This window comes from Kitasatospora sp. NPDC023385 (assembly GCF_055664045.1).
On sequence record NZ_JBVOOL010000006.1, the window covers coordinates 344563 to 371210 of the forward strand.

The 26648-nt window shown below is 67.6% G+C and carries 17 protein-coding genes and 3 pseudogenes; 11 read left to right on the top strand and 9 right to left on the bottom strand.

Annotated elements, in window-relative coordinates; genetic code table 11:
• Positions 1-414: 414 nt before the first annotated feature.
• Positions 415-4062 (bottom strand): ricin-type beta-trefoil lectin domain protein, encoded by a 3648-nt coding sequence (locus tag AC0B61_RS13135; protein WP_471740734.1) that lies wholly within the window; start codon positions 4060-4062, stop codon positions 415-417.
• A gap of 532 nt (positions 4063-4594) precedes the next feature.
• On the opposite strand from AC0B61_RS13135, the gene AC0B61_RS13140 reads away from it, so the two are divergent.
• The gene (locus tag AC0B61_RS13140) at positions 4595-11704 is read left to right on the top strand and encodes a polymorphic toxin-type HINT domain-containing protein (protein ID WP_471740735.1); all 7110 of its coding nucleotides are present in this window, start codon (positions 4595-4597) and stop codon (positions 11702-11704) included.
• Positions 11701-12054 carry a DUF6086 family protein gene (locus tag AC0B61_RS13145; protein WP_471740736.1) on the top strand — a complete coding sequence of 118 codons (354 nt, stop codon included), beginning with the start codon at positions 11701-11703 and terminating at the stop codon, positions 12052-12054. The genes AC0B61_RS13140 and AC0B61_RS13145 overlap by 4 nt, the downstream gene beginning before the upstream one ends.
• A gap of 227 nt (positions 12055-12281) precedes the next feature.
• Here the strand turns inward: AC0B61_RS13145 and AC0B61_RS13150 are convergent.
• A pseudogene (locus AC0B61_RS13150) lies at positions 12282-12521 on the bottom strand (tyrosine-type recombinase/integrase); the annotation flags it as partial.
• A 659-nt stretch (positions 12522-13180) separates the two neighbouring features.
• On the opposite strand from AC0B61_RS13150, the pseudogene ltrA reads away from it, so the two are divergent.
• Positions 13181-14365: pseudogene (ltrA, locus tag AC0B61_RS13155) on the top strand (group II intron reverse transcriptase/maturase); the annotation flags it as partial.
• On the opposite strand, the gene AC0B61_RS13160 reads toward ltrA, so the two are convergent.
• The 3 genes from AC0B61_RS13160 to AC0B61_RS13170 are packed head-to-tail and all read right to left on the bottom strand — an operon-like array spanning position 14364 to position 17619.
• Positions 14364-15758, bottom strand: a complete 1395-nt coding sequence (locus AC0B61_RS13160) for a tyrosine-type recombinase/integrase (protein ID WP_471740737.1) — start codon at positions 15756-15758, stop codon at positions 14364-14366. The pseudogene ltrA and the gene AC0B61_RS13160 overlap by 2 nt on opposite strands.
• Complete coding sequence (locus tag AC0B61_RS13165; RefSeq protein ID WP_400760536.1) at positions 15758-15943, bottom strand: helix-turn-helix domain-containing protein; 186 nt, start codon at positions 15941-15943, stop codon at positions 15758-15760. Before AC0B61_RS13165 ends, AC0B61_RS13160 begins: the two co-directional genes overlap by 1 nt.
• Entirely contained in the window at positions 15940-17619 is a 1680-nt protein-coding gene (locus AC0B61_RS13170; RefSeq protein ID WP_471740738.1) for a replication initiator, read from the bottom strand. Before AC0B61_RS13170 ends, AC0B61_RS13165 begins: the two co-directional genes overlap by 4 nt.
• A 352-nt stretch (positions 17620-17971) precedes the next feature.
• On the opposite strand from AC0B61_RS13170, the gene AC0B61_RS13175 reads away from it, so the two are divergent.
• The 3 genes from AC0B61_RS13175 to AC0B61_RS13185 all read left to right on the top strand — a co-directional run bounded on the left by AC0B61_RS13175 (position 17972) and on the right by AC0B61_RS13185 (position 19145).
• Positions 17972-18349 (top strand): winged helix-turn-helix domain-containing protein, encoded by a 378-nt coding sequence (locus AC0B61_RS13175; RefSeq protein ID WP_471740739.1) that lies wholly within the window; start codon positions 17972-17974, stop codon positions 18347-18349.
• A gap of 183 nt (positions 18350-18532) precedes the next feature.
• The gene (locus tag AC0B61_RS13180; RefSeq protein WP_471740740.1) at positions 18533-18829 is read left to right on the top strand and encodes a hypothetical protein; all 297 of its coding nucleotides are present in this window, start codon (positions 18533-18535) and stop codon (positions 18827-18829) included.
• Between the two features lie 7 nt (positions 18830-18836).
• Positions 18837-19145, top strand: a complete 309-nt coding sequence (locus AC0B61_RS13185; RefSeq protein ID WP_471740741.1) for a hypothetical protein — start codon at positions 18837-18839, stop codon at positions 19143-19145.
• Positions 19146-19694: 549 nt separating this feature from the next.
• Here AC0B61_RS13185 and AC0B61_RS13190 read toward each other — a convergent pair.
• The gene (locus tag AC0B61_RS13190; RefSeq protein ID WP_471740742.1) at positions 19695-20897 is read right to left on the bottom strand and encodes a helix-turn-helix domain-containing protein; all 1203 of its coding nucleotides are present in this window, start codon (positions 20895-20897) and stop codon (positions 19695-19697) included.
• A gap of 181 nt (positions 20898-21078) precedes the next feature.
• On the opposite strand from AC0B61_RS13190, the gene AC0B61_RS13195 reads away from it, so the two are divergent.
• The 5 genes from AC0B61_RS13195 (at position 21079) to AC0B61_RS13215 (ending at position 23831) form a co-directional block, all read left to right on the top strand.
• Positions 21079-21384 carry a hypothetical protein gene (locus AC0B61_RS13195; protein WP_471740743.1) on the top strand — a complete coding sequence of 102 codons (306 nt, stop codon included), beginning with the start codon at positions 21079-21081 and terminating at the stop codon, positions 21382-21384.
• A 76-nt stretch (positions 21385-21460) separates the two neighbouring features.
• Complete coding sequence (locus AC0B61_RS13200; protein ID WP_471740744.1) at positions 21461-21712, top strand: DUF7848 domain-containing protein; 252 nt, start codon at positions 21461-21463, stop codon at positions 21710-21712.
• Between the two features lie 607 nt (positions 21713-22319).
• The gene (locus AC0B61_RS13205; RefSeq protein ID WP_471740745.1) at positions 22320-22577 is read left to right on the top strand and encodes an Imm32 family immunity protein; all 258 of its coding nucleotides are present in this window, start codon (positions 22320-22322) and stop codon (positions 22575-22577) included.
• 499 nt (positions 22578-23076) lie between these two features.
• Positions 23077-23289, top strand: coding sequence for a hypothetical protein (locus AC0B61_RS13210; protein ID WP_471740746.1), 213 nt, complete (start codon positions 23077-23079; stop codon positions 23287-23289).
• The gene (locus AC0B61_RS13215) at positions 23289-23831 is read left to right on the top strand and encodes a hypothetical protein (RefSeq protein ID WP_471740747.1); all 543 of its coding nucleotides are present in this window, start codon (positions 23289-23291) and stop codon (positions 23829-23831) included. The genes AC0B61_RS13210 and AC0B61_RS13215 overlap by 1 nt, the downstream gene beginning before the upstream one ends.
• A gap of 79 nt (positions 23832-23910) precedes the next feature.
• Here the strand turns inward: AC0B61_RS13215 and AC0B61_RS13220 are convergent.
• From AC0B61_RS13220 to AC0B61_RS13230, 3 genes and pseudogenes are all read right to left on the bottom strand, one after another.
• Positions 23911-24162: pseudogene (locus AC0B61_RS13220) on the bottom strand (tyrosine-type recombinase/integrase); the annotation flags it as partial.
• A 381-nt stretch (positions 24163-24543) separates the two neighbouring features.
• Positions 24544-25590 (bottom strand): hemerythrin domain-containing protein, encoded by a 1047-nt coding sequence (locus tag AC0B61_RS13225; RefSeq protein ID WP_471740748.1) that lies wholly within the window; start codon positions 25588-25590, stop codon positions 24544-24546.
• Positions 25591-25666: 76 nt separating this feature from the next.
• On the bottom strand, positions 25667-26626 hold the full coding sequence (locus tag AC0B61_RS13230) for a DMT family transporter (RefSeq protein WP_471740749.1): 960 nt from the start codon (positions 26624-26626) through the stop codon (positions 25667-25669).
• Positions 26627-26648: the final 22 nt, after the last annotated feature.

Consider the following 26648-nt stretch of genomic DNA (forward strand, 5'->3'; position numbering starts at 1 on the left):
GGCCGTATCGCGGCCGTATCGCGGCCGTCGCGTGTCGGGGCGCGGCCGACGTGGCGAGGCCCCGGCGGGGCGACGGGTTTTGGCGCCCGCCCGGCCCGGCGCCTTCGGGCACCGGGCCGGACCGGCTCTACGGGTTGCCAGCTTCAGGTCTTGTCTGACCCGGACGACACCGGACCACGCGACGGCGGCTTTCCTCGCCTCCTCCCGGCTACGGATTCCTCAGACGCCTCGGTGACCGAACCAGGAGTTTCGCTTCGCTCTGGTCGGCATGCATTTGTGGCCACCTCGCCGGATGTCAATCCGATGAGGTGGCCACGCTGAGCGAATGGTCACGCTGTCAGAGCTTTGCGACTGGGATCACGGGACGTTCGGCGTGATGCCGAGTCGGCTGGGGCTCGCTACCGCGGTCCTTGCTTATGTTGTGCTTCGCACGGAAGGGGTCCACTTCTGGGCGGCGGTGCCGTTGCAGTCAAACAGCTCGAGTCGGGTGCCGTTGGCTGTGGTGGCTCCGGGGAGGTCGACGCACCGACCGGAGGCGGGGTTGTAGATGCTGCCGTCGGCCCTCGGGAGGAAGGACTGGTTCGGCCAGGCGTTGCCGCAGGTCCAGAGTTCCAGCGGGGTGCCGTTGTCCGTACCGCCTCCGCTGGCGTCGAGGCATCCGCCGAGGTAGCGGATGGTCCCGTCGGGCTCGAAGGTCCACTGGGAGTTGGTGGGGTTGCAGTCCATCAGTTGGACCGCTGTGCCGGGTGCTGATGTGGCGCCGTTGGCGTCGATGCACTTGGCGGTCTGGGCGGTGTAGGTGATGGGGCTGTTCTCGGCGAAGGTGCTCAGGACCGCGGTCGGTCCGGTGGTCCAAGTGTAGTAGGGGTCGCTGGTGGTCGGATGACCGGTCCAGATCTGGATGATGCCGTTGGGGGTCATGCTCCACAGGGTGGGGGATCCGCTGCCGGTGAGGTCGCCGTCGGAGCCGATGACGGGCCAGTTGGCGGTGGTGACGCCGTAGCCGATCTTGGTTTCGGTGGCGATGCCGGTGAGGGTCGGGTAGTTGGTGTTGCGCCCGAAGGGGCCGGTGACGGTGATGGTTCCGGTGGTGAAGGTGTAGCCGCGAAGGTCGCCGTTGCTCTGATTGCGTGCCCACAAGCCGGGGTGGCCCTGGCCTGCCCAGTCGCCGGGGGAGATGAGATCCCAGCCCTTCAAGTCGGGACCAGCGAGTTTGGTGGGCGATCCGAAGGTGCCGTCGCCGATGGCGGGATAGAACCAGAGGGCGCCGGTGCCGTCCGGGCTGGTCTCGACGGTGAACAGGCCGGTGCGGTTCTGGAACTTCTTGCCGGTGTCGAGGTTGCTGGTGCTGGGATCGCCGCTGGCGGCGATCTGCAGTGCGGTGGACCAGTCGGCGGCGTTGTAGCCGGTGCAGTCGGTCAGCTTCGGGTCACACCCAGGCTTGGCCAGAGTGTACTTGGAGTCGAAGGCTCCGGTCACACCGGTGTTGCCTGGGTTCTTGTAGAAGTAGAGGTTCTGGTCTCCGTCCTTGTGGACGATGAGGTCGTCGACATTGTTGCCGCCGCGCAGGCTGCCGCGGTGGGTGATGCGGTAGTTGCCCCACGAGTCCCGGCCGGGGGAGTCGGCCTTCGGGGCGGCAAGCGGGGCCGTGGGGGCGGTGGCAGGGATGCTGTAGGCGCGCAGGTCGCCGTTCGGGTCGGCGGTGACGATGTCGGGCAGGGCGTCGCCGCTGACGTCGCCGAAGGTGGGTGCCGGGCTGTTGGGGTTCCAGGGGGCGTAAAAGGCGTACTGCGCGACGGGTGAGAGGTTGCCGGCGTTGTCCTCGGCCTGAACGTAGAGGACGTTGGTGCCCCAGCGTCCGGTGGTCACGGTGATCTGACCGGTGGGCATGGAGCTGCCGCATTGCCAGGTGGCATCGACGAGTTGGGGGTCGAAGCTCCAGCGCAGGCAGACCACACCGGAGGAGTAGCCGCCACTGGGGGCGGGGTCGTTCGCGGTGAAGGGGACGCCGCCGCTCTGACCGGCGTAGATCTGGGGGATCTGTCCGTTGCCGCTGGGCGGGAACTGCTTGCTCGTGTCGCCGACCGTGCTCGGGAAGGTGAGGGTCGGAGGGGTCATGTCGACCTTGAAGTAGCAGGCCGGGGTGGAGGCGGACCAGGGGACGCCGTCCAGGCCGTCGGTGGCCATGATGCCGTAGCCGTAGGCGTGGCCGTCCTGGATGACGTTCGCGGGGACCTGGAAGCTGGTGACGCCGCCGCTGTTGACGAAGGCGGTATCCCCCGTCGCGACGTCGGGAACGCCGGGCAGGCTGTAGTCCCAGATGTGATCCCAGGTCTTGACCTGAGCCTGGGCGTTGCTGGTGACGGTGGCGTTGAGCCAGACGGCGTTGTTCTGGGCGGAGCCAGCGCCGAGCCACGCCCAGTTGTCGGCGTTGCCGTCACCGCAGGACTGGTTGGCCCCGCCGGGAACCACGCTCGTCGGGGCTGGCCACACCGCCGGGTTCGTCGGGGTGTTGGGCACTCGGTCGTACGTCACGGACAGCGCCGGCTGGTAGGTGAATCGCTTGAAGGCGTACTGGTTGCTCTCGTCGCCATAGAGTCCGAAGGTCAGCTGCCCGTAGTTGACGTACTGCTGCATCGCCCCGGTGATGTCGAAACTGAACGGCACGTTGTCGTGACACGGGTTCCTGCCCGAACCACCTACCCAGGCTGTATCGCCGAGTGGCCCGCTGTTCTGGGAGGGCTGGTTGGACCAGTGGGTGCCGTTCGCGATCGGCCCGGTGACGTACAACTTCAGCGGGTAAGTCTGGGTGCAGGACCAGTCGGCGGAGACGTACTCCTGCATGGTCATTGTCGCCGAGTGGATGACCGCCCCGCCGAGCGCCGTAATGTCGAACTGGTAAAAGCTGCGCTCGACATCGGCCGGGGAGCAGCTGCCGCCGTTGGGGTAGGTGCCGCACTTGCCGACGCCAGGGTGATCCGCGTCGCCGCTGCCTTGGCGCATCCAGTTGTTCGAGCCGTCGTGGGAGGATTGGACCCAGGTCCAGGAGTTGCCCCACTGGGTCCAGGGCAGGTAGTCGGGGTCGATGTAGTACGGGGCTGTGCCGTGGGCCAGGAGATCCTGGTCCGGGGTGAGGTCAATGCCGGTGTTGTCGGCCTTGACCGGCATGATGGCGACCTTGGAGGCCGTCCCGGGGCCGGCGTCGGAGCCTGCTGCAAAAGCCTGGTTCGCGTCCGTCGGTGTGGGAGCGGGCGCGTCCATTGAGGCCGTTCTGAAGGTCAGGGCGGTCTTCGTCACGGTCGCGGGCGCGTTCGCCGCGGGTGCGGTGGTGCTGTCCCACATCTGTGGCGTGCGAGAGACCCAGCGGGGCTTGCCGTCGGCGCCGACGACGGTGACGTTGCCGTGCTCGTCACTCTTGACGCTGACGCCGTCGAGGGTGGTCCCGAAGTGCAGGTTCTTCAGCGCCGGGTTGGCCGCCGCGGCCTGGGTCTTGACCACTAGGACAGTGCTGAGCCCGCCGAGCTTGGTGGCGGTGACCTTCAGGTCGATGTCGGGCGCGACGGACGGGTAGATCAGGCTGTCACCGCTGACGGTCGGCGCGGGCAGAGCGAACGGGGCGGACAGCGCGAGCTTCTTCCCGTCCGAACTGGTCATGGTCGCCAGCGGCCCATTTCCGCCCTTGGACAAGGCCACCTGCCTTGCCGCGGACTTGGGCGAGAAGGAGCCGTCCGGGTTGGCCACCAGGGTGGCGTCCAGGCCCTGCCAGACACCGTTGCGGCGCACACTCTGCTGCTCCAGGTGACTGGTGAGCGCGAGGTGGCCTTCGGGGGTAGCGACGGTCTCGCTGTACTCGGTCGTGAGCGAGTCGACCGGGACGTTCTTTTGTGTGGCCTTGGCCTGGGCGATGGCCTGGGCGGTCGCACTGGCCGGCGGACGCTCCTGCATCTTCTGAGCGGTCGCGGCGTCGATCGTGGCCTGCGACGGTACCGACGGCGCGTCGGCGGCTTGCGCACTGAGACCTGAGAGGCCGGTGGTGAGCGCGAGTACGGCTGTTGCGGTCAATGTCCTGAGTGGCACACCGTTGTAGCGGCGCTTTCTGTTCAAAACGGGAATCTCCCCCCAAAGAACGCGGTGAACCTGTGTAGGCACAGGCCAGAGGCACGGTAGGGGGATGCACTGACATCGGCCAGTTCAAGTTCGGTGGTGAAGTCCAGGCTTGATGCGAAATGGCCGCTTCGTGCACCTCCGTGATAATCCTCACCACCGAAGCTGCCTTGACTGTCCGTCATCAAATGCCGCTAGCATTCGCCAGTTCGGATGCAGGACGCGCCTCCCGTATTCGGGGGGCCCAATGCTTGGGGGATATAAGAGAGTGCCATTTATACAACGATCAGACTCCGAGAGGGCAAAGGGCAGGAGGGGGAGACTACGCGGACGACTCGCGGCCGTAACGACGGCCGCTGTCCTCGGGTCTCTGCTCGCGCCCCTGCCGATCGCGGCTGCTACTGACGGGCCGGACTACTCGCGCAAGTGGTCGCCGCCGAACACCGCACTGCCGAAGACGCCTTCCGTAGCGGGGCAGAACACGGCACCGGTGGCGGCGGCGAAGCCGGAGCACCCGGTGCCGCCGGTCTGGATCCCGCCGAAGGACCCGAAGCCGGTCCCCGGTGGCCGCATTTCGGTGACGCTCGGCTCCGCGCCCGAGGCCCACCCGCTGGGTGACGGTGAGAAGGCGAAGGCCGGCGCGGAGGCCAAGGCCTCGGGCCTGCCGGTCACCCTCGCGCCGCTGGCCGGCTCGTCAGCCGCGGGCCAGACGATCCAGGTCGAGATGGCCGACGCCAAGGCCTCGGCGATCGCCGGGATTCCCGGCGTGGCGGTGACCCTCACCCGGCCGGGCACCGGTGATGCCGCACCCGTGCGCCTGGGCGTCGACGCCTCCAGCTTGGAGGCCTCGTTCGGGGCTAACTGGGCGGCCCGGGCCCACCTGGTCGTCCTGCCGGAGTGCGCGACGACGACTCCGCAGAACGCCGACTGCCGCAAGCAGACGCCCCTGGAGTCGCACTACGACCCGGCGACGAAGAAGCTCGTCGCCGACGTCCCGCTGACTGGAACGGACACGGACAAGGCCTCGACCGCTCCGGCGACCAAGACCGCCACCGATGCCGCCCCGAAGGCGGCTCGTGCCCTGTATGCGGACTCCACCACCACCTCGACCACGGTCGGCGTCGTGTCCGGAGCGTCCAGCGGAGCCGGAACCTACACGGCGACCAGCCTGAATCCCTCGCAGGCGTGGACCGCCGGCGGCTCCTCCGGTGCGTTCACCTACGACTATCCGATCCAGACCCCAGCGACGCTCGGCGGGACGGCCCCGAAACTGGCGCTGTCCTACGACTCTTCCTCGGTAGACGGCAAGACCTCCTCGACAAACTCCCAGGCTTCCTGGATCGGCGACGGCTGGGACTACAGCCCCGGCTTCGTTGAGCGTTCGTTCAAGCCGTGTTCACTGGACGGCATCGCCGGCTCCGGTGACCAGTGCTGGACCGGCGCCAACATGATCCTCTCCCTGGGCAGCCACTCGGGACAGCTGGTGCCCGACGACGCCTCGTGCCGGTCCGATGCCCCCGTCTCGATGGAGCAGTCCAGCTGCACGTGGCGGATCAAGAACGACGACGGCACCAAGGTGCAGTTCCTGACCGGCGCGACCAATGGCACGTGGAACGGCGCCTACATCAAGGTCACCGACACCGGTGGGACGGTGTCTTACTTCGGCCTGAATCACGTGCCGGACGCGAACGGCAACCCGACCACGCTCGGGGCGGACAGTAACTCGGCGTGGACCTCGCCGGTCTACTCTCCCAACAGCGGCGACCCGTGCTACGACCCCGCCAAGGGCAAGGGCTCGTGGTGCCAGATGGCCTGGCGTTGGAACCTCGACTTCGTCGTGGACCCGCACGGCAACCTGATCACCTACACGTACGCCCCCGAGACGAACTACTACTCCCGCGGAGGCGGCCAGAACAACGGCAACGGCACCAGCACCGTCTACACCCGGGCCGGTGTGCCCTCCACGATCGGCTACGGCCAGCTCCTCTCGGACCAGCTGAACAACAACGGCGCTTACAACCCCGCCGCGAAGGTGATCTTCAACGCCTCCGAGCGGTGCGTCACCTCCACCGCGGCCTGCGACCCGTCCCAGCGCAGCTCTGCCAACGCGGCGAACTGGCCCGACGTTCCGCTGGACCAACAGTGCGACACCACCAGCCCGTGCACCAACTATGGCCCGACGTTCTGGACCACCAAGTGGCTGGCCTCCGTCGCCACCCAGGTCCGGATCAACGGCGCCTACCAGACGGTCGACTCGTACGCGCTCAACCACACGTTCATCAACGTGCAGAACGCTACCGAGAACACCCAGGTGCCCTGGCTCGCCTCCGTCCAGCGCACCGGCCAGGACCCCCAGGCCTCTGGCGGTCAGATCACCCTGCCCCTGGTGTCCTTCACCGCGCAGCTGCTGCCCAATCGCGTGGACGGTACCAACCTCGTGCCCGCGCCGCCGGCCTACAACCGGCCCCGGATCCAGCTGGTCACCACCGAGACCGGCAGCACCATCGGCGTTAACTACCTCCTTGCCGACTGCTCACGGGCGAACAAAGTCATGCCCGCCTCCGCCGACAGCGACACGCGGTCCTGTTACAACGTCAAGTGGACCCCGCCCGGCTCCATCGCGGGAGCGGCGCCGGTGGACGACTGGTTCCTGAAATACCCGGTCACCAGCATCACCCTGAACCCGGCCACCCCGGGTTCGATTCCCATGGTGACCAACTACAAGTATGGCAAAGCGGCCTGGCACCGGAACACCTCCGCCCTGACCGACGACAAGAACCGGACCTGGGACCAGTTCCGCGGCTACGCCTCCATCACCGAGATATCTGGCAGTGGCAACGACGGGCCGCAGTCGAAGAAGTCAACCACCTTCTACCAGGGTATGGACGGTGACCTGCTGGCCAACGGCAGCATTCGCAGCGTCCCCCCGGTCGCAGGCCCGATGGGCGGAGGAGCTACCGACTCCGACTGGCTCTCCGGCCAGAACCGTGAGAGCGACATCTACACCAGTGCGGACCCCGCCGGCAGCATCGTCGGTTACACGGTGAGCTCCTTCAGCGGCGGACCGGTCACCACCGCCACCCACAGCCAGGGCAAGAACCTGCCCGCACTTCTCGCCCAGTACACGGCCACCAGCATCGTGCGCACGAGTAAAGCCCTCAAGGCCGACGGGACTTGGCAGACCAACAGCACCACCACCAATACCGATCCCTCCCACGGGAACCGCATCACAACTTCGCTGGACAGCGCCGACGGCCTGCCCGACATCTGTACCCGCGCTGGGTATGCCGGAACAGATCCGCAGATCCTGGAGGTACCGTCCGAGTCGGTCGTGGTCTCCGGTCAGAACGCCTGCACCGCGCCGGCAACAGCCACCAACACGATCTCCTGGACACGGACCCTGTACGACGGACGGGACTTCGGACAGCTCGGAACGGCACACGACCCCACCGGCACACTGACCCTCGACCACTTCGACGCCACCGGAACCCCGCAGTTCAGCGCGGCCAGCGCAACGTACGACAGCTACGGGCGCATCACGAGCGCGACCGACCCCAACGCCACCGACAGCGCCCACCCAGGCGGTGCTGTCGTCACCACCACATATGCGGCGCCCAATGCGGGCGAACTGCCCAACGGTGTCACCATCACCAGCCCCGCACCCGCAGGTGCGAGCGACGCGGCCACCGGCCGGGCCACTACCACCACGTACGACAGTGCGCGTTCACTGCCGCTCACGGCAACCGACCCCAACGGCCGCACGACCACCGAGGCCTACGACGCACTCGGTCGGCTGACCGGTGTATGGCTACCGGGACGGGACACCAAGGCCAGCGCCAACAAGACCTTTGCCTACACGCTCCCAGGCGTGGTCAACAATGCTGCCGTGCCTCCCACCGTGGTCAGTTCGGACCTGCTCAAGGACGGCCACTACGCCGTCAAGATTGACATCATGGACGGCGAGGGACGGATCGTTCAGTCCCAGGCGACCCCGGCACTCTCCGCCTACACGGGCCGGCTCATCACCGACGCCGTGTACGACTCGCAGGGACGCGTCACCAGGGCCAACAGCCCCTGGTACAACAACGACGCGGCGCCCAGCACCACACTGTTCCAGACCACCACCAACAAGGTGCCGACGCAGACCTACAACGTCTACGACGGCCTCGGCCGCCCGGTGACCCAGCAGTTCGTCGCCTATGGCGTAACGCAGGCCACGACCACCACCGCCTATCCCGGCACCGACCGCGTCGACGTCACGCCCCCTGCAGGCGCCACACCGACCTCGACCATCACCGACGCACGCGGCCACAACACCCAGCTGTGGCAGTACAAAACCGCGACGGCCACCGGGAACCCGGCCGACGCGGATGTGACCTCCTACACGTACACGGTCGACGGCCACCTTGCCGCGCAGAATGACGCGGCGGGCAACACCTGGACGCACGGCTACGACCTGCGCGGCCGAGAGACCACAGCGTCCGACCCGGACACCGGCACCACGACCAAGACCTACGACAGCGAAGGCCACGTGGCCTCCGCTACCGACGCGCGTGGGCAGACCATCTCCTACGCTTACGACCTGCTCGGTCGTGTGACCGGTACGTTCTCCGGATCGGTCAGCCAAGACCACCAGCTGACCGGCTTTACCTACGACACCGTTGTTAAGGGCAAGCCCGCCACGTCGACGCGCTACACCAACGGCGCCTCCGGAATCGCCTACACCAACTCCATCCTGGCGTACGACACCACCTACCACCCGACCACGACCACCATCACGATCCCGGGCACCGAGATCGGCCAGGGCACCACCCCCTTCACCTACACCTACCAGGCAATCTACGACCCCATCACCGGCGCACTGACCGACGACGACCGCTCAGCCGTGGGGGACATCCCCGAGGAATCCCTCACTTACCACTACGACAACAACGGCCCGCTGAGCGACTTCGGCGCATACGGGGGAGCCACCTACGACCTGTCCTCGGACTGGGACGCCTACGGCCGCAACATCCGCTCCACCATGAACCCGTGGGGCACCCAGGTCGTCGTCACCAATACCTACGACGAGTCCACCGGCCGCCAGCTGTCCCAGTTCGTCGACAAGCAGACCGCCGCAAGCGGGGCGGTCCAGCAGCTCACCTACACCTACAACGCAGCCGGGCAGATGACGGCGATCCGGAACATCCCGGACAACACCCCGTCCTCCACCGACCTCCAGTGTTTCGCCTACGACTACCTCGGCCGGCTCACCAACGCCTGGACGGACACCGGTGCCCTCACCCAGGCTGCTCAGCCCAGCGTCGGAGGCATCGGTGCCTGCGCCAACTCCACTCCCACCAGCGGTGCTCAGGCACCCATGAAGACCACGGTTGGCGGCCCCGCCGCGTACTGGCAGAGCTACGGCTACGATCTCACCGGCAACCGCACCCAGCTCATCCAACACGCCCCCTCCGGTGACAGCACCAAGGACACCACCACCTACCAGACCTTCCCGGCAACCGGGAAGGTGAACACGCCGACTACCGGGCCCAACACCGGCGGAGGAACCGGCGGCCCGCACGCCCTGTCATCCTCTGCCACGACCTCCCCGGGCGGAGTCAGCTCGACCAACCTCCAGTACGACGCCGTCGGCAACACGACGTCCATCACTGACGCCTCCGGCACCACCAGCCTCACCTGGGACAGCGAAAACAGGCTCGCCTCCTCCGTCAAGACCGGGAATGCGGGGCCGACAACCTACCTCTACGACGCTGCGGGCAACCAGCTCATCCGCCGCGACCCGGGCAAAACCACCATCACGCTCGGCAACGACGAACTGGTCTACGACACAACAACCAGCCCCAGCCTCACAGGAGTCCGCTACTACCCGATCCCCGGTGGCATCACTCTGGTCCGCCAGGGCGGCCAATCGACTTACCAGATCTCCGACCACCACGGCACCGGCACCCTCGCCATCGACGGCACCACCCTGAGCGAAACCCGTCGCCCGACCGACCCGTTCGGCAACCCCCGCGGCACCCAGCCCACCACCTGGGCAGGCGACCACGGCTTCGTCGGCGGCGCCAAGGACGACACCACCGGCCTCACTAACCTCGGCGCCCGCGAATACCAACCCGCCACTGGTCGCTTCCTCAATCCCGACCCCGTCATCGACCTCGCGTCCCCACAACAGTGGAACGCCTACGCCTACAGCAACAACGACCCCGTCAACCTCGCAGACCCGTCCGGATTGCACCCCGACGGCACCTGCGGCGGATTCGCCACATGCCGGACCACCGACCCCGCCAGCGGCGCGTCCCAAATCGTTCAGGAAACCTGGACCTCCGACAACGGCAGCTGGAACGTCGACATCCAGAAGTACACGCCGACCCCGGCACCTCCGGCACCCAAGCCGGCACCCAAATCTGCCATATCGGCCGACGTGCTCAGCAAGATCCCGAAGGACCGCGTAGACAACTTCAAAGAAGCGGTCCATATGGTCATGAAGGAGGACCCGGACACCTGGAACGTTCCCGGATCACCCGCCTACCAGGCCCTTGAAGAGAGGGCGAGGCACATGATCCTCGGAGACCTCACCCTCAAGGAACTGTGGGACGGGTCGAAGAAGATGCTCACGGAGATGACCGTTCAGTTGATCGGCGCCGCCGTGTGTGCCGGAACTGAGGGCATGGGTTGCCTCATCCTGGTGAGCGCAGAGGCTGCCGGGCTTGGTCAATGCGTGGAGGACTGCCAAAACGCACAGAAGTTGGCCCTCGCCGAGATCGAGGGGGCTGCCGCGGCGTACGTCGGGGGCAAGATCGGCGGTGGAACCGGCGGCTGCAGCTTCTCCCCGGAGACCCAGGTTCTGCTGGGCGACGGAAGCACCAAGGACATTGCGGATGTCAGGCCGGGCGACGAGGTCCAGACTGGCGACCCAACCGATGGAACTCCAGCCAGCAGCAACACGGTCCGCGCACTGTGGATCAACCATGACGAGAACCTTCTCGACGTCACGGTCTCGGACGCACAAGGCAAGAAGGCCGTTCTTCACACCACGGCAAACCATCCGTTCTGGGACGACACGGAGCATGCCTGGGTGGCAGCAGGCGACCTAACACCCGGCCACAGTCTGTCAACGCCCGATCGAACGGCAGCGACCGTCGAGAACGTGAGCCCGGAGGCCGGTGCTGCCGACCGCTTCAACCTCACTGTTGACGACCATCACACGTACTATGTACTGGCCGGGAATACGCCGGTGCTCGTTCATAACACTGGACCGGGCTGTGGACTGCTTGAGGGTGAGCGGGATTACGACGTGTATCACCCAACGACCGGAAATAGGATCACCGATATTGATCACGTCGGCGGGGGTGTGCTCTGGGAAGAGAAGAGCGCACTATATGGCGACGACGCATGGATTTCGAAGCAGATTGACGGGAAGCTGAAGAAGTACATCGAGGCTCGCCAGTACATGCCTGGATATGAAAATGCTCCCATCGGTTTCCGGCTGACTAATCCTTCGATTGATCCTCGCTTCCGATCTGCACTTGAATCACACATTGATAATCTGCGGCAGGCGAATCCTGGTGTGGATATCAGGCTGGAGTTCGCTCAATGAGCTACTATTTCGAGGTTTCCGGCGAAACCGTATGGGATCCCTCTCTCCGGATTGGAAAGTGGTACCTGTCTTTCGCGGAGGCTGCAGCTGAGCTGGTCCAGCGCCCGACTGGGTTGACGCCGTCGGATGATGATACGTGCACTGTGAACGTGCAGGTATTTCGGCAGTTCGTCGATGGCTTGCTCGAATGCTATGCCTCGACGCGACACCCAGTTCAGCATGGCCTAATGCGCGGTGTGCTACTCACATCCCTCGTCATATTGGAGCGCGGAGGGGTTGTGATTGCCCCGAAGTCCGAGCGGGAAGCCTCCCTTCTGGGGGAAGTGGAAATCTTCGCATGCTCGATGTAGGAGCAAATCGGATAGCTCTCGACGTGATCGAGCGATAGACCGATGGATGACGCGAAATGAGGGGCGAGGTAGGAATTGGCGGGCCGTTTTCTGGCGATTCTTACGGGCGACTTGCCAGCCCTCGCGCGCCGAGCCATCTTAAGTTGAAGCTGGAATAGTTAAATCCCCCGCCGGAACGGATTCCGGCGGGGGATTTGCCGTCTTGACGGCAGTAGTTGACGGCAACGTCAGCGGACGGGTGCTGCACAAAGCGGCGGGCCGTCGCCGTCGTCGGGCCGGGTGGCGGGGTCGCGCAGGGCGTTGCCGAGGAGGTCGATGGCGTCGCGCTGGAGGCGGAGCCGGACGTGGGCGTACACCGTCGCGGTCACCCCGATGTGGGCATGGCCCAAAAGTTCCTTGATGACGACGAGTTCGACGCCCTGCTCCAGGAGGAGGGTCGCCGCCGAGTGTCGGAGGTCGTGGGTGCGCCGTGAGGCGCTGTGGTTCGAGTGGAGGTGAGAGACCTTCGCCGCTGATCCTGTCGCAGCAGGGCGGTGGAGCTGAGGGCAGCCGGATCCGGGTGACGCCGGGGAGGGTGGGAGCGGCCCTGACAAAGCCGGGACGGGCCAGTACTGCCAGATGGTTCGGGTCCGGCGAGCGGGACGGAGAGGAGTACGCGAGGAACCGGCGTGTGACACCCCCTTTATGCGACGCCAGCTCGAACCTGGTGGATCTGGGCTGGAAGCGGTGCGCACCCGTCGCGGGTTGGGCGGGGAACTTCCGAGGCAGTGGGCACGAGCTGTCAGGGAGGCTGCGAGGAAGGTCTGCGGCGTACTCGCAGCGATGCCGCAGGGGCATAGTCGGGCTCCTACTTCGTTGAGCGAACCACAGTGAACACGGGAACCGTCCCGGGTCTTGCCCTGCGCGTCGCTTCCAGCGGCGATGGTGGGGTTGGGCGCGTCGACCGCCGATCGGTCCGGGACGGGGCGGAGCCGCCGTAGTACTCCGAGGTCGGGAAAGCCGGCCACATGGGGAAGGGCGGCAGCGGTTTCAAGAAGGGAAGGACGCTGCAATGCCGGAAGACGCGTCGCCGAATGGCGATGCTCCTCGTTCTGGTCCGCCCGGGCCGGGGGCGAGGGTATCGGAGATGCAGGCCAAGCTTCACCGTTGGGCGGTGGCCGATCCTGGCCGCCGGTTCGATGACTTGTTCAACTTCGTGTGTGACCCGGCGACGTTGATCGTGGCGTTCGACCGGGTCGCGGGGAACCAGGGTGCGCGCACTGCTGGCGTGGACGGCTTGACGGTCGCCGACGTCGCGGAGCAGGTGGGTGTGCCCGGGTTCCTGGACGACCTGCGGGCTCGTCTCAAGGACGGTTCATTCCGACCGTTGCCGGTGCGGGAGCGCAAGATCCCGAAACCGGGCGGGTCGGGGAAGGTCCGCAAGCTCGGGATTCCGACGGTTGCGGACCGGGTCGTCCAGGCGGCGCTGAAACTGGTGCTGGAGCCGATCTTCGAGGCGGACTTCGCTCCGTGCTCGTACGGTTTCCGGCCCAAGCGGCGTGCCCAGGACGCGATCGCCGAGATCCACCACTTCGGCTCCCGCGGCTACCGCTGGGTGCTGGATGCGGACATCGAGGCGTGCTTCGACTCGATCGACCACGCGGCCCTGATGGACCGGGTGCGTCGGCGGATGAAGGACAAGCGTGTCCTGGCGTTGGTCAAGGCGTTCCTCAAGGCCGGGATCCTCACGGAACTCGGTGAGAATCAGGACACGTTGACCGGCACACCGCAGGGCGGCATCTTGTCGCCGTTGCTGGCCAATATCGCTCTGAGCGTGCTCGACGAGCACGTGATGGGGCCGTGGAAGCCTGGCGGGGCAATGTCGACCCACGGCAAACGCGACTACCGGCGCGCCAAGGGGCGACCGACGTGGCGGCTGGTGCGCTACGCGGACGACTTCGTCATCTTGGTGCACGGCTCGCGCGAGCACGTCGAGGCGCTACGCGAAGATGTCGCCGTCGCGCTGGCTCCGCTCGGGTTGCGGCTGTCACCGGCCAAGACCCAAGTGGTCCACTTGGGCGACGGGTTCGACTTCCTCGGCTTCCGCATCCGGTGGAAGCGCAAGAGGGGGACGGACAAGTGGTACGTCTACACCTTCATCGCGGTCAGGCCCCTCCGGTCGCTGAAGGCGAAGATTCGTGCCCTGACGCACAAGACATCGCAGCAGGACTTCGCGTCGGTTCTGGTCAGGCTCGGTCAGATCATGCGCGGATGGGCCAACTACTTCAAGTACGCCGTGGCCAAGCACACCTTCAGCAAACTGGACGACTTCACCTGGTGGAGGCTGGTCCACATGCTGAGGGCACGTCACGGCTGGAACTGGGGACAGGTCCGCCGACACCTCGCCGCCTCCGGGCGGTGGAGGATCGCGGCCGACGGGGTCGAGTACTTCCGGATCGAGGGTGTGACGGTCTCCCGCTACACCTACCGGGGCAACAAGATCCCGTCCCCGTGGCCTCCTGCGAACCCCGCCTGACGGCAGGAACCGTGGAGAGCCCGTTGCCGAGAGATCGGCACGGCGGGTTCGGAGAGCGGTCCGGGGAAACGGACCGGGAGCAATCCCGGCACCGCGCCCCGGGCCGACTCACCAAGCGGATTCGACGGAGCCTGGCCCGGTGCAGCAGGGCGGTGAAGTGTCGGGTGAGTGTGGCCCCTTCGATGGGGGCTCCGTTGGGCCGGGTGAAGACGTAGCCGGTGTCCTGCCAGCCGGTGCCTGCCGCTTCGCGTTCCTGGCGCTGCTGGTCGCGGTGCTGTTCGAGGGAGCGCAGGCATGGCGTGGGCAGCGCGATCCGCCGTTCTGAGCTTTGAGTCTTGGTCGGCAGGGCGGTCAGGCCGCCGGAGTTGGTGCGTTGGAGGGTGCGGCGGATGCTGGCGGTTCCGCCGGCCAGGTCGAGGTCTTCCCAGCGCAGGCCGAGGAGTTCGCCCTTGCGGAGCCCGGTGCGCAGGGCGAGTTCGAACAGTGCGCTCAGCCGGTGACCTTCTTTGGCGGCGAGGAACGCGCGGGCTTCCTGGGTGGTGAGGGGTTCGAAGCGGCGGGGGCGGGGTGTGCCCATGCGGACGTTGCGGGCGACGTTGCGGGGGATCTCCTCTTCGCGGACGGCGTGCTCTAGGGCGGACTTGAGCACGGAGTGGACGTAGGCCAGGGTCAGCGGGGACAGCCGCTTGGAGCAGCACTTCCCTGTGGCGCAGCACTCGGGCTGGTCGCGGGCGGTGTCGAGGCCGCGTGCGCAGCACTGGCAGGTGGTGCGGAGCTGGTCGAGCCAGGTACGGACGTCCTTGGCGGTGAGCTTGGAGAGCTTCTTCTTGCCGAGGCCGGGGATGAGGTAGAGGCGGGTGCAGGCGGTGTAGCGGGTGTGGGTGTTCTCGCGGAGGCGGTGGACGGCGACGGTCTCCAGCCAGTAGGTGAGGAACGCTGCGACGCTGCCCTGTGCGGACGGGGCTGGGACTCCGCGGTTGCTGGTGGCGATCTTCTCGGTGAGCTTGGCCAGGGCCTCTTTGCGGGTGGTGCCGTAGACGCGGACGCGCTTGCGGGTGTCGCCGATGGCCAGGACGTATCCGGCGGCTTCCCAGCGGCCGTCCTTGCGCTGGTAGACGGTGCCGTCGCCGTTGGCGCGGGCCCTGCGAGAACTGGTGCTGGTGCTGGGGTTGGTGTCGGGGGTGGTCATCAGGCTGCCTGTTCGAGTTGGTGGTGGACGAGGGTGTACAGGGCGTGGGTGGGGATACGGCGGGCGCGGCCGATGGTGATGGAGGCGAGTTGCCGGGTGCGGATGAGGTCGTAGACGGTGGAGCGGCTGATCTTCAGGCGCGCCATGACCTCGGGGACGGTCAGGAGCTCGGCGTCGGCGGTCACCCGGTCACCTCCGTCTGGACGGGTGCGGTCAGTGGGCTGGTGGAGTGACCGGCCCGGTCACTGGCACGTCGCGTCCGCCGGGGGCGGGCTGCCTGGTCGGGTCGGGGCTTTGGTGCGGCGGCCAGGAGGTCGGCGAGGTGGGCGAGTTCGGGCAGGAGGCCGCTTCCGGTGTACTGCCAGTGGGAGATCACCATGGTCGTGTCCGTGCCGACGCGCCGCCCGCTCTTTGTGCGCTGACCGGCGCGGTGACCGGAGTCGGGGTCGGTGTGACCGGCGGTCAGGTCAGCACGGTCACTGCGGTCACTGTGCCGGTCAGTGACCGGCTGGCCCTCGCCAGCCCGCTCCTGGGCATCGCCTTGGCGGCCTCGCCAGGCGGTGCGTTCGGCTCGGAGGTGGGTGAGGGTGGTGGAGTAGTGGCGGGTGCGGGTGGAGAAGTGGCCTCGGAAGCCGAGCATGTGGGCCCACTGGCGCAGGCGGAGCTGGGTGTGCTGGGGCTGGGTGCCGAGGTGCCAGGCAGTGTGGATCATGCGGCGGGCGTGGTCGGTGAGGTCGTGTTGGGCGAGTTCGGCGAGGAAGCGGAGTCGGCGGTCGAGGGTGCCAGTAATGGTTTCGGCACCCTTGGTGGCGTACTTGGCGATATAGGCGGCGACGTTCCGGTCGGTGACGGGGGCGTCGCCGGTGAAGTCGGTACTGCGGATGGCGCGGACGTCGATCTGCCGCCCGAACCGGAACGCCGTGGGCCCCGGCGGCTGTGCCGGGTCGGCCTCCCCGGCCCGGGAGGGGTGTTGGTGCTGGACGCGAGTGCGGTTGGCGGCGGCGCGGACGGAGTGGTTGAGGAGCTGGGTGGTGGCCCAGGTGGGTGGGGTGTTGGTGGGGCCGGTGGGTCCGTCGATGCGGATGACGGTGTGGAAGTGGATCTGGCCGCGCTTTTGGTATTCGGCGACCTTGGCGTAGGAGAGCGTGGCGTGGAGGCGCAGGGTGCGCTGGGTCAGTCCTGCGGCCTTGGCGATCTCACGGCGCAGGTGGGTGGTGAAGCGGGCCCACAGGGCGGGCGCGTGGGCGTTCCACAGCACCGCGCCGGTGTAGTCGTACCGCTGCGGGTTCAGCGGGGTGCCGAGGAGCGGGTCGCCGTCGCCATGCCGGGTGCCGCAGGCGCAGGAGGCGGCACCGGGCTGGTTGTGGACGGGGCCGAAGCCGGGGGCGGTGAGGGTGGCGAAGACGCGGGTGTGGGTGGAGACGCTGGTGGGGACGGTCTTGCCGCCGCGTAGTCCGGCGGCGATGAGCTGGTAGGTGTCGTAGCGGTAGACCTTCGAGCAGGCCGGGCAGCGGGTCGTGCGGCGGTTGCCGCAGCGCACCAGGAGTTCGCCGGCGGGCAGATGGCGGGTGTCGAGGTGGTCAAGGATCTGGCCGGTGGCAGCATCGAGGCGGGTGCGGTGTCCGGTCATGCGGATCGGGCGGGCGCAGCCGCCCAGCGAGCCGATCTGGCGGGCCAGGGGTGCTAGGTGCCCGGCGGCGGCGAGCTTGGCCAGCCTGGCGGTCAGCCGCGCCCGGCGTTCCAGCGCCGAGTTTCTGTTCGCGGACGTGTCGGGGCTGGTGGTGCGCGCCGGTGCGGCGAACGCCTCGCTGGCGGGAGTGGAGGTGGTTGCGGGGGTGGGGAGTTGGAGCTGCGCGGGCATGGGGACAGACCTCCGGCAGGAGTCGGGAGAAGAGGAGAGGCGATTGAGGGGCGACCCGGGTGATCGGCGCACGTGGGCACGGTGCGCGTGACGGCGGGCGCGGATGGTGGGCCGGGGACGTCTGGCCTGGTCAGCGGTGGTGTTCACCAGCGGTGCGTGAAGGTAGCATCGCTTCAAGCGCGCATTCAAGTGCATCCCTCCTCATCTATTTCGGTGGGCGGTTGGGATGCGGGTACTGTGGCCCTGGTTTTCCGTTTTGGACGGGCCGGGTTTCGGTGGTAATGGCGCTGAGAAGGCGGGGTGACCTGCGGTGACAGTGGGGCGGCGGGGACGTAGACCTGCAGGTGGCACGGTGTTGCTGACGTTCGAGGTCATCGCCGAGGCCCTGCGGGAGCGGATCCGTTCCGGCGGGCTGAAGCCGGGGGACGCGTTGCCGACGCAGGCCGTGTTGATGGCGGAGTTCGGGGCCTCGAGCCTTTCCGTGCAGAAGGCCATGGCCCTGCTGAAGCAGGACGGATACGCGATCTCCCGCCCTGGCAAGGGAGCCTTCGTCGCCCACCCCGACGCCGACGGTGACCCTGGCAGTCCGGACGTGGGGAACGCGCCCGTCGGCGGCATGGTGGCCCGCGTGGAGGCGCTGGAACGGGCGCTGGTCGAGGCTGTTGGGCAGATCGCCGATCTCCGCACCCGCGTCGAGGCTGTGGAGTTGGGCGGCACGCACCAGGGTTGACCTGGGGATACTCCGCTCCACGGTCACTGGATCGGGTGAGATTCCCGGCCCTCGACACGTCGTGCACGGGGCGCGGATAGGGTCGGCTCGGGACCAGTGCCCGGCCGGGGCGGTGGTCGTGTCGACGCCCGGGGTGCCGGGGAGGCAGACTGGCCGGGGAGTCGTAGAGGTAGGGAGGTGGCCATGTCGGTGCAGTCGGTCCACATGGAAGGCGCGGGCGAGCGGGTGCCGCGCAACGCCGAGGGGATCGCGGCGGCGTTGTCCGGGGCGCGGCGGATGGAGTTCTACCGCGAGCTGCTGGCGGCGGCGCCGCAGGAGGCGGAGGCGGTGCTGCGGCACTGGTGGTGCGAGGCGGTGCTCGACGCCGATCAGGCGCGCGGCGATCAGCTCACCGCTGCCGCCCTCGCCGGCACGCTGCCCCTGCGCAGCGTGGCCGACGTGGTCGAGGCCCGGCGCGCGGCAGGGCTGCCCGTTGAGTGACTCCGGGGTGCCGTACGACGATGGCGAGGACGGGGCCGAGGACGACGATGGGTGGCCCTGCTACCTGTCCCCGGAGGTCGAGGCTCTGTTTCATGACCCTGCCGTGACCGGCGAGGTCTTCAGCGCCATCGTCTCCGCCACTGTACGGATCAACGCCACCTGCGGCCTGGTCCCCGGCAGCACGGCCTCCGAGCGTTGGCCCCAGCAGCGACGGATGCCGCTCGGGTCCGGCGGCTCCCTCGGCGTCGCCGAGTACGTCATCGTCTCCGATGCCCCCGAACCCCACTGCGTCGTCACCCGCGTCCAGCTCTACTGATCAGCCACCCCACCCGGGCACGCTCCCAACCGCCCTGACGCCGACCGCAGGCGTGCGTCCAGATTTTCTCTACGAGGTTCAAGGCGGGACCAGCCCGTTGCAGCTGGCCCGACGTCGCCGACCGACCCAGACCCAACCCGCACCCGAGGCCCTCGCGGATGTCGGCGGTCAGCGGTCAGCCGGGTCGTGGGCGGGTTCGACCGGTGCCCGATGGGAGCAAGTTGTGGGGTAAGCGCTGCTTATCCCAGCACCGCCCAGAGGCGGAGCAAGTTGTGGGGTAAGGACTCCTTGCGCCTGCGGAGCAAGTTGTCGCCTGCGACCGTCCTACGGTCGGATCGCGGGCACAGGGTCGGCCAGGGGTCCGACCCTCCGTTTCCACCGCCGGGCCCGCCGAGGGCGGTGTCCGACGCCGCCCCGGCTCCGCAGCGCAGGCTCCCGCCGACCCACCGATCGTTTCCGTGCCGAGCGACCAGACCGTGCGCAAGCCAGCCCAGTGCCGAGACGCCCGCAAGCAGCAGTCCGAACTCGCCCCCCGCACGATCGGGACGATCAGGACGCCAGCAGCTCGGCGACCTCGGGAACGTCACGGAACGCTCGCAGCCGGTCCAGCACGATCCGTGCGCGCTCGGTGGTGCGTTCGCTGCCGCTCTGCCCCAGAGCGAGCATCCGGCCAGCGGTCCCGGCTGCGGCCTCGGGCTCGTTCGCGTCGGCGTAGGCCACGGCCAGCCAGGACAGGTACAGCGCCAACTCTCTCGCGTGACTGGCGTCGTAACGACCCAGGACGTCCGTCAGCAGCGGTACGGCACGCAGGGGCCGGTGCAGCTCGGTGTAGACGCGGGCCTCCATGACCTGGAGTTCCCCGGCGTCCATCCAGTACAGGTACGACGGTGACTCGGTGCCGGCGGAGTCCTGGGCCAAGGCCTCGCTGGCTTCCCCGAGGGCAGTCATCGCAGGGCGGTCCTGGCCGGCGCGGGTGTGCGCCCAGGCCACCCGGTCCAGGTACAGCGCGCGGGCCTTCGCCGGAGCGTCAGGACCGGCCTCCACGACGGCGGCGGTAGCCAGGTCGACGGCGTCGAGGGGGCGTCCGGTGTTGCTCCACTGGTAGGCCAGCGAGCCCGCCACGTTCCCCGACAGCACCCCGTCCCCGGCAGCACGGGCGGCACTGATCCCGAGCCGGTAGATCCGCTCCGCCTCGGCATGTTCGCCCGCATCGGAGGCGACCCAACCGGCGATCTGAGACAACTCGCCAATCGCCCGTAGCAGTTCGCGGCCCACATGCTCGGTGTGGGTGCCCTCGCGGTAGAGCGTGACCGCCGCCCGCAGCTCCCGCAGGGCCGGGCCGATCAGGTCCTTGCCGTACACCACGTCATCGGCCAGCCGCAGGCCGTGCACCCGCTGAGCCAAGTCGGCCACCTGCCCAGCCCCGATCCGACGGCCCATACGGGCGCTCAACGGGGACAGCGGGTCGCCCACGGGCAGGAAGTCGGCCACGGTCAGCACACGCGGCGCGGACTCGGGGGGCTGGACTGCCTTCGCCGCTTCCAGCAGCTCGCGCGGCACCTCCAGCACCAGGGCGAGGAAGGGCAGCCACTCGCGCGGGGACCGCGTGCCGATCTCCCAGCGGGACACGTCGTTTCGCGCCGGAGGAACGCGCCCAGGAGCAGCATCGGCCAGCGCCTCGGCCAGCCGCCGCTGACTCCAACCGCGCGCCAGGCGCAGCCGCCTGACCAGTTCCCCGACCGTCTCCCGCACCAAGCCAGCTTGGCAGACACGGAGGCAGACACGCTGGCTACTCCGCAAGGTTCGCGCCAAAGGGGACCCTGATCAACAGCCACAGCGGAGCCGACCACGGGCGGGCACGATGAACCAGAACAGCAGCCAAGCGGAACGCCTGCCTCATCGGAGTGCGGAGTCCGCAGGGGAGGGGCCTCGGTTGCTCCCTTGGACCACCCCGGACGGGAACCCCTGCTACCTGAGCACCGACGGCAGGGGCTACCTCTCGACCCTCGCCGACGACATCGAAATCGTGCAGATCGGCATGGGCGAGGAACTGTTGGAGTACGCCCGATGCGTCCTGGCACCTGGAACGCTCGCGCGGCCAGCCGTCGAATACCGCTGGCTGGCCTGCCGGCTGACCGAGGCCCTGTCGGATGCCCTCAGAATCGCGGACTCACGCGGGCAGCGCATCCCCGCCCCGCAGGAGGCGACCGAGGATGCCCGACCTGACGAGCACAACTGACGGCCAAGTCCGCGACACCACCACGGCGGTAGACCTTCGAGACCCGATGACGCGACAGAGGCAAAGGACCACACTGATGGGGACGACCACCCGCTACCGGTTCCGCGAGTACAACGTGACCACCGACCCGGACCCCTTGGCGCTGCCGACCTTCGAGGCGCTCTGCGTCACCGGCGAAGAACAGGACTGCGCTGCCGCGTCCGGCGAGCTGCACACCCCCGATGACCTGACGCGCTGGATCGCCGGACACTGCGCGCAGACCGGCCACCAGTCCTATCGGCAGACCACCCACACCATCGTCCGTGCCGAGCCCGGAGCGTGGCAGTAGGATCACGCGCGCAGCCGATGACAGCACAACTGGTCTACACCTCTGACGGCAGTAGCGACGGCAACAACCACGGACTTCGGCGCACATCCACGGACACCAACGGACCGTCAAACCACCGTTGACCTGCGAAAAGGCAGGTGGAGAGGGGTCGCGTAGCACACGTACTATGTACTCGCAGGCAACACGCCAGTCTTGGTTCATAACTCGACGCCATGCGAGCCATGGACGTCAGTTGGAAAATTCGACAGCGACGGCCACCCGACAGATGGGACGCGCATACCTACAGACGATGCTCTCAATTCGGCAGAAGTATGGGTCGGGCCCGGGTATACAGAACCTGTTCCGGGTAGTGGTCGCTTCGTTTCCGCAGACGGAACGCGCGTTGCTAGAATGGGAGAGTCGGACATCACTGGGCAGCATGGTGGCGGTCCGCACATGAACTTCGAGCGATTGGCTCCGAACCCAAAGAAGCCTGGAAAGATGATGGTTGTTGAGAATCGACACATTTATCTAGGTTGAATCCGGTAGCGGACTGAGATGGCCGCCCGGGGCCGACAGTCCCGGGCGGCCATCACCTTTGAGCCTATGCAAGTAATTGGGAGTGTAAATGGAGCACGTGATCAACGTTCCCGAGATTCAGCCTGGCAGGGGATTGCGGTTCGAATGGGAAGATGGTTTTGAAATTTCCCTCTCATCAACTTCGACCGAAGTCGTACTTAGGGCAAATCGCGCTGGCCTAGTCTCCTTGGCGCGCCATTTGCTCACTCTTGCACAGGCGGGTGTGAGTTCAGGGGCGCACGTCCATCTGACGGCAGACCAGGAAATTGACTCGAACCTGGATCTAATCCTTGAGCTAATGGCCTAACTTCGACCTTGCATGGCGACCCGCCAGGCTCCCTGGCGGGTCGTTTTCTACACCTCTCGATGGTGTATTCCGGCGTGAGCATGGTAGTGGCCTGGCTGTCGCATTGTCCCGCTCCACCACCCTCACTGCCACCTGCCGCAAACCCCAACGGTGTAGACCTCTGACGGCAACGCTGACGGCAACGAGCCCGGACAGCAGCGCACTTCCACGGACCTCAGTGGATCGGTAGGTTGCCGCTGACCTGCGAAAACGCAGTCAGGAAGGGGTCGCCTATCACACGTACTATGTACTCGCCGGAAATACGCCGGTGCCCGTGCATAACACCGGTCCGGGTTGTGGCCTGTTCCCCAATACAATGCCAGGAACTCTTGACAGGGAGCTCGCCCTAGCGGACAGGCTAGGCGTTACGCCTTCTGGTGCTGGATCCGCTGGCTTTGATTCCGCAGTCAGTTCCGGGACGGTTAAATGGGCGGTTCGGGAGGACGGAAGCCTCGTGGTCATGCCGAAGTTCGTCAATGGTCAAGAGATTTCACACTCGGTTCTCACCCGAGGGGCCCCGGTCCGCGCGGCCGGTGAGGCGGATATTGCTGGATCATCGGGAGACGGGTTCTTTGGGTTGGATATCAACAACCACAGTGGTCACTTCTTGCCATCGAGTGAGAGTCTGCAAATCGGTAGGGATGCATTTGCTGCGGCGGGAGTTCATTTCTGATGAGCAGATTCGATAATCTGGCGTCGCTCGACCTGCGGTCGCTCTCTGAGGTCTTGGCCACACACGCTCCGACGGTCCCTGAGCTGGGGCGCGGTCAGTGGCTTGGCATCGTTGAGCTGATGACGATGCGCCTGACTGACGAGTGCGGCTCCTTGCCTGCGGAGTCCTGGGCTACCTGTTCGTTGGCGCTCTCGTACGCTCTCGAAGCTGCGGTGGCCTCGGGCTCTATCGATCAGCGTGAGAGCGTGATTCGCCGCCTGAATCTCTCTGTGGCCCTCCTGCAGCGGGTTCCGCCGAATGCTGACGTTGACATCTTGGATCCGGGCCATCTAATCGACCTTCTATTTCAAGAGCTTCCGATGTCGGTCGAAGAGGCTCGGGATCTATCGGTAGATTGGCGTGCTCTCGACATTGCTCAGATTCGACTTCTGCGGGCTGTCAAGAATCTCGTTTCGCCTGCTCTGAGTCTCGCGAGACTGGTGCCCAGAGAGTTCGATGGGCGATTGAAAGCGTGGGAAGAAGTATTTCCTTCACTTCCGTGAGTAGCTAACCAAGAAGCCCCGCCAGAACGAATTCCGGCGGGGCTTCTTGGCGTCTTGACGGCAACGGTTGACGGCAACGTCAGCGGACGGGTGCTGCACAAAGTGGCGGATTGCCACTGTCGTCGGGTTCGGCGGTGCCGTCGTCTCCAGGGGCTCGGAGGGCGTTGCTGAGGGTGTCGATGGCTTGGCGCTGGAGGCGGAGTCGGACGTGGGCGTACACGGTGGCGGTGACGCCGATGTGGGCGTGGCCGAGGAGTTCCTTGATGACGACGAGCTCGACACCCTGCTCCAGGAGGAGCGTCGCCGCCGAGTGCCGAAGATCATGGGTGCGCCGTGAGGCGCTGTGGTTCGAGTGGAGGTGAGAGACCTTCGCCGCTGATCCTGTCGCAGCAGGGCGGTGGAGCTGGGGGCAGCCTGATCCGGGTGACGCCAGGGAGGGTGGGAGCAGCCCTGACAAAGCCGGGACGGGCCAGTACTGCCAGATGGTTCGGGTCCGGCGAGCGGGACGGAGAGGAGTACGTGAGGAACCGGCGTGTGACACCCCCTTGATGCGGCACCAGCTCGAACCTGGTGGATCTGGGCTGGGGGCGGCGCGCACCCGTCGCCATGGGCGGCGGGGAACTCCCGAGGTGGTGGGCATGAGCTGCCAGGGAGGCCACGAGGAAGGTCTGCGGCGTACTCGTGGCGATGCCGCAGGGGCATAGTCGGGCTCCTACTTCGTCGAGCGAACCACAGTGAACACGGGAACTGTCCCGGGTCTTGCCCTCCGCGTCGCTTCCAGCGGCGAGGGTGGGGCTGGGCGCGTCGACCGCCGATCGGTCCGGGACGGGGCGGAGCCGCCGTAGTACTCCGAGGTCGGGAAAGCCGGCCGCATGGGGAAGGGCGGCAGCGGTTTCGAGAAGGGAAGGACGCTGCAATGCCGGAAGACGCGTCGCCGAATGGCGGTGCTCCTCGTTCTGGTCCGGCCGGGCCGGGAGCGAGGGTATCGGAGATGCAGGCCAAGCTTCACCGTTGGGCGGTGGCCGATCCCGGCCGCCGGTTCGATGACTTGTTCAACTTCGTGTGTGACCCGGCGACGCTGAGCGTGGCGTTCGACCGGGTCGCGGGAAACCAGGGTGCGCGCACCGCCGGCGTGGATGGCCTCACGGTCGCAGACGTCGCGGAGCAGGTGGGCGTGCCCGGGTTCCTGGACGACCTGCGGGCCGGTCTCAAGGGCCGCGAAGCGCAGGACCGGCTCGGACCAGCCGTCGTCGCTCACCCCGGCGTCCAGGGCGGCGCCGATGGCCCGCTCCTCGTACGCGAAGTGGGAGTCCATGATGGCGGCCAGGCCGTCGAGTTCGCGGCCGATCGCCTCCGGGTCGGCCTGTCCGGCGGGTCCGGCGCTTTCGGAGCTTTCGGCGGGGGCGGCGGGCTCGGTGTTTTCGGCGGGGGCGGCGAGTTCGGCGAGTTCGCGGACCCGGGTGAGGATGGCGGAGATGTATCCGTGGTCCTCGACGAGTTTGGCGATGGTCGGAGCCAAGTCGGGCCGTTCGCGCAGGAGTTGGGCGAACAGCCCGCCGTCCTCGCCCTGGTGGTGGTTGGCCAGGGCGGTGCAGAAGGCCAGGCAGTGGGTGAGGAGCGTGTCGTCGTGCGGGCGCCGTCGGCCGAGGTTCGTGCGGACGTCGGTGAGACGGCGGCGCAAGTCCTGGTGCGCGCGCGAGAGTTGAAGGCTGAGGGCGGCCGTACGGCCGTTGTCGGAGGAGGGGGATGGGGAGGCCACGGGGGCGGTCCCTTCGGTCGTGCACCTCCATGCCTGACGCAGTCCGCCACCGGCACGCGATGCCGGCGCCATCCGATCATGTGACGCGGTCGGCGGGCAAGCAGACGTCCGCGCAAGGCCGCCCGGCAACGGCGGGCTCGGCGGCACCGGGTCCGGAGGCGCCGGCTTCGGCGGGCTCGGGTCCGGCGGCCCGGCCGCGTGGCCGGCCGAGGAGGATCCCGGCCGCCACCAGGGCCAGCCCCACCCCCTGCCGCACCCCGAACGCATCGCCGTCCAGCACGGTGCCCAGCAGCACGCCGGCCAGCGGGTTGAGCAGCCCGAGCAGGCCCACCGTCCCGGCGGGCAGGTGGCGCAGCCCGGCGAACCAGCAGGTGAAGGCGAGGGCGGTGGCGATCAGGGTGACGTAGCCGAAGGCGAGCAGGGTGGGGGTGTCCATCGGCGGGGGCGCGCCTTCGGCGGCGACGGCCAGGGGCAGCAGCATCAGGCCGCCGGCGGTCAGTTGCCAGGAGGTGGCGGCCAGCGGGTCGGCGCCCTCGCGCCAGCGGGCGGCGAGCACGTAGCCGACGGAGGAGACCAGCATCGCCGCCGCCGAGGCCGCCAGGCCCGTCCAGTCGATGCCCTCCCCGGTGCCGAGCAGGGTCAGCGCGACCCCGGCCAGGCCGACCACCGCGCCTGCCAGGTGGGCGCGGTGCGGGCGCTGGCCGGCCAGGGTCCAGGCGGTGAGCAGCATCGCGAGCGGGGAGGCGGCCATGACGGTGGCGGCGGCGCTGGTGGGCAGCAGTTGGGAGGCGAGGTAGAGCAGGACGAAGAAGACGGCGGTGTTGAGCAGGCCGAGCAGGGCGCTGCGCCACCACCACGCGCCGTGTGGGCGGCGGCGGGCCAGGGCGAGCAGGAGCAGTCCGGCGGGCAGGGCGCGCAGGGCGGCGCCCCACAGGGGGCGGTCGGCGGGCAGGTAGGCGTGGGTGACGTAGTAGTTGGCGCCCCAGGCGAGCGGGGCGAGGGCGGTCGGCAGGACCCAGCGCGCATTGGCTTCCATGGAAGACAATATAGCTTCCCGG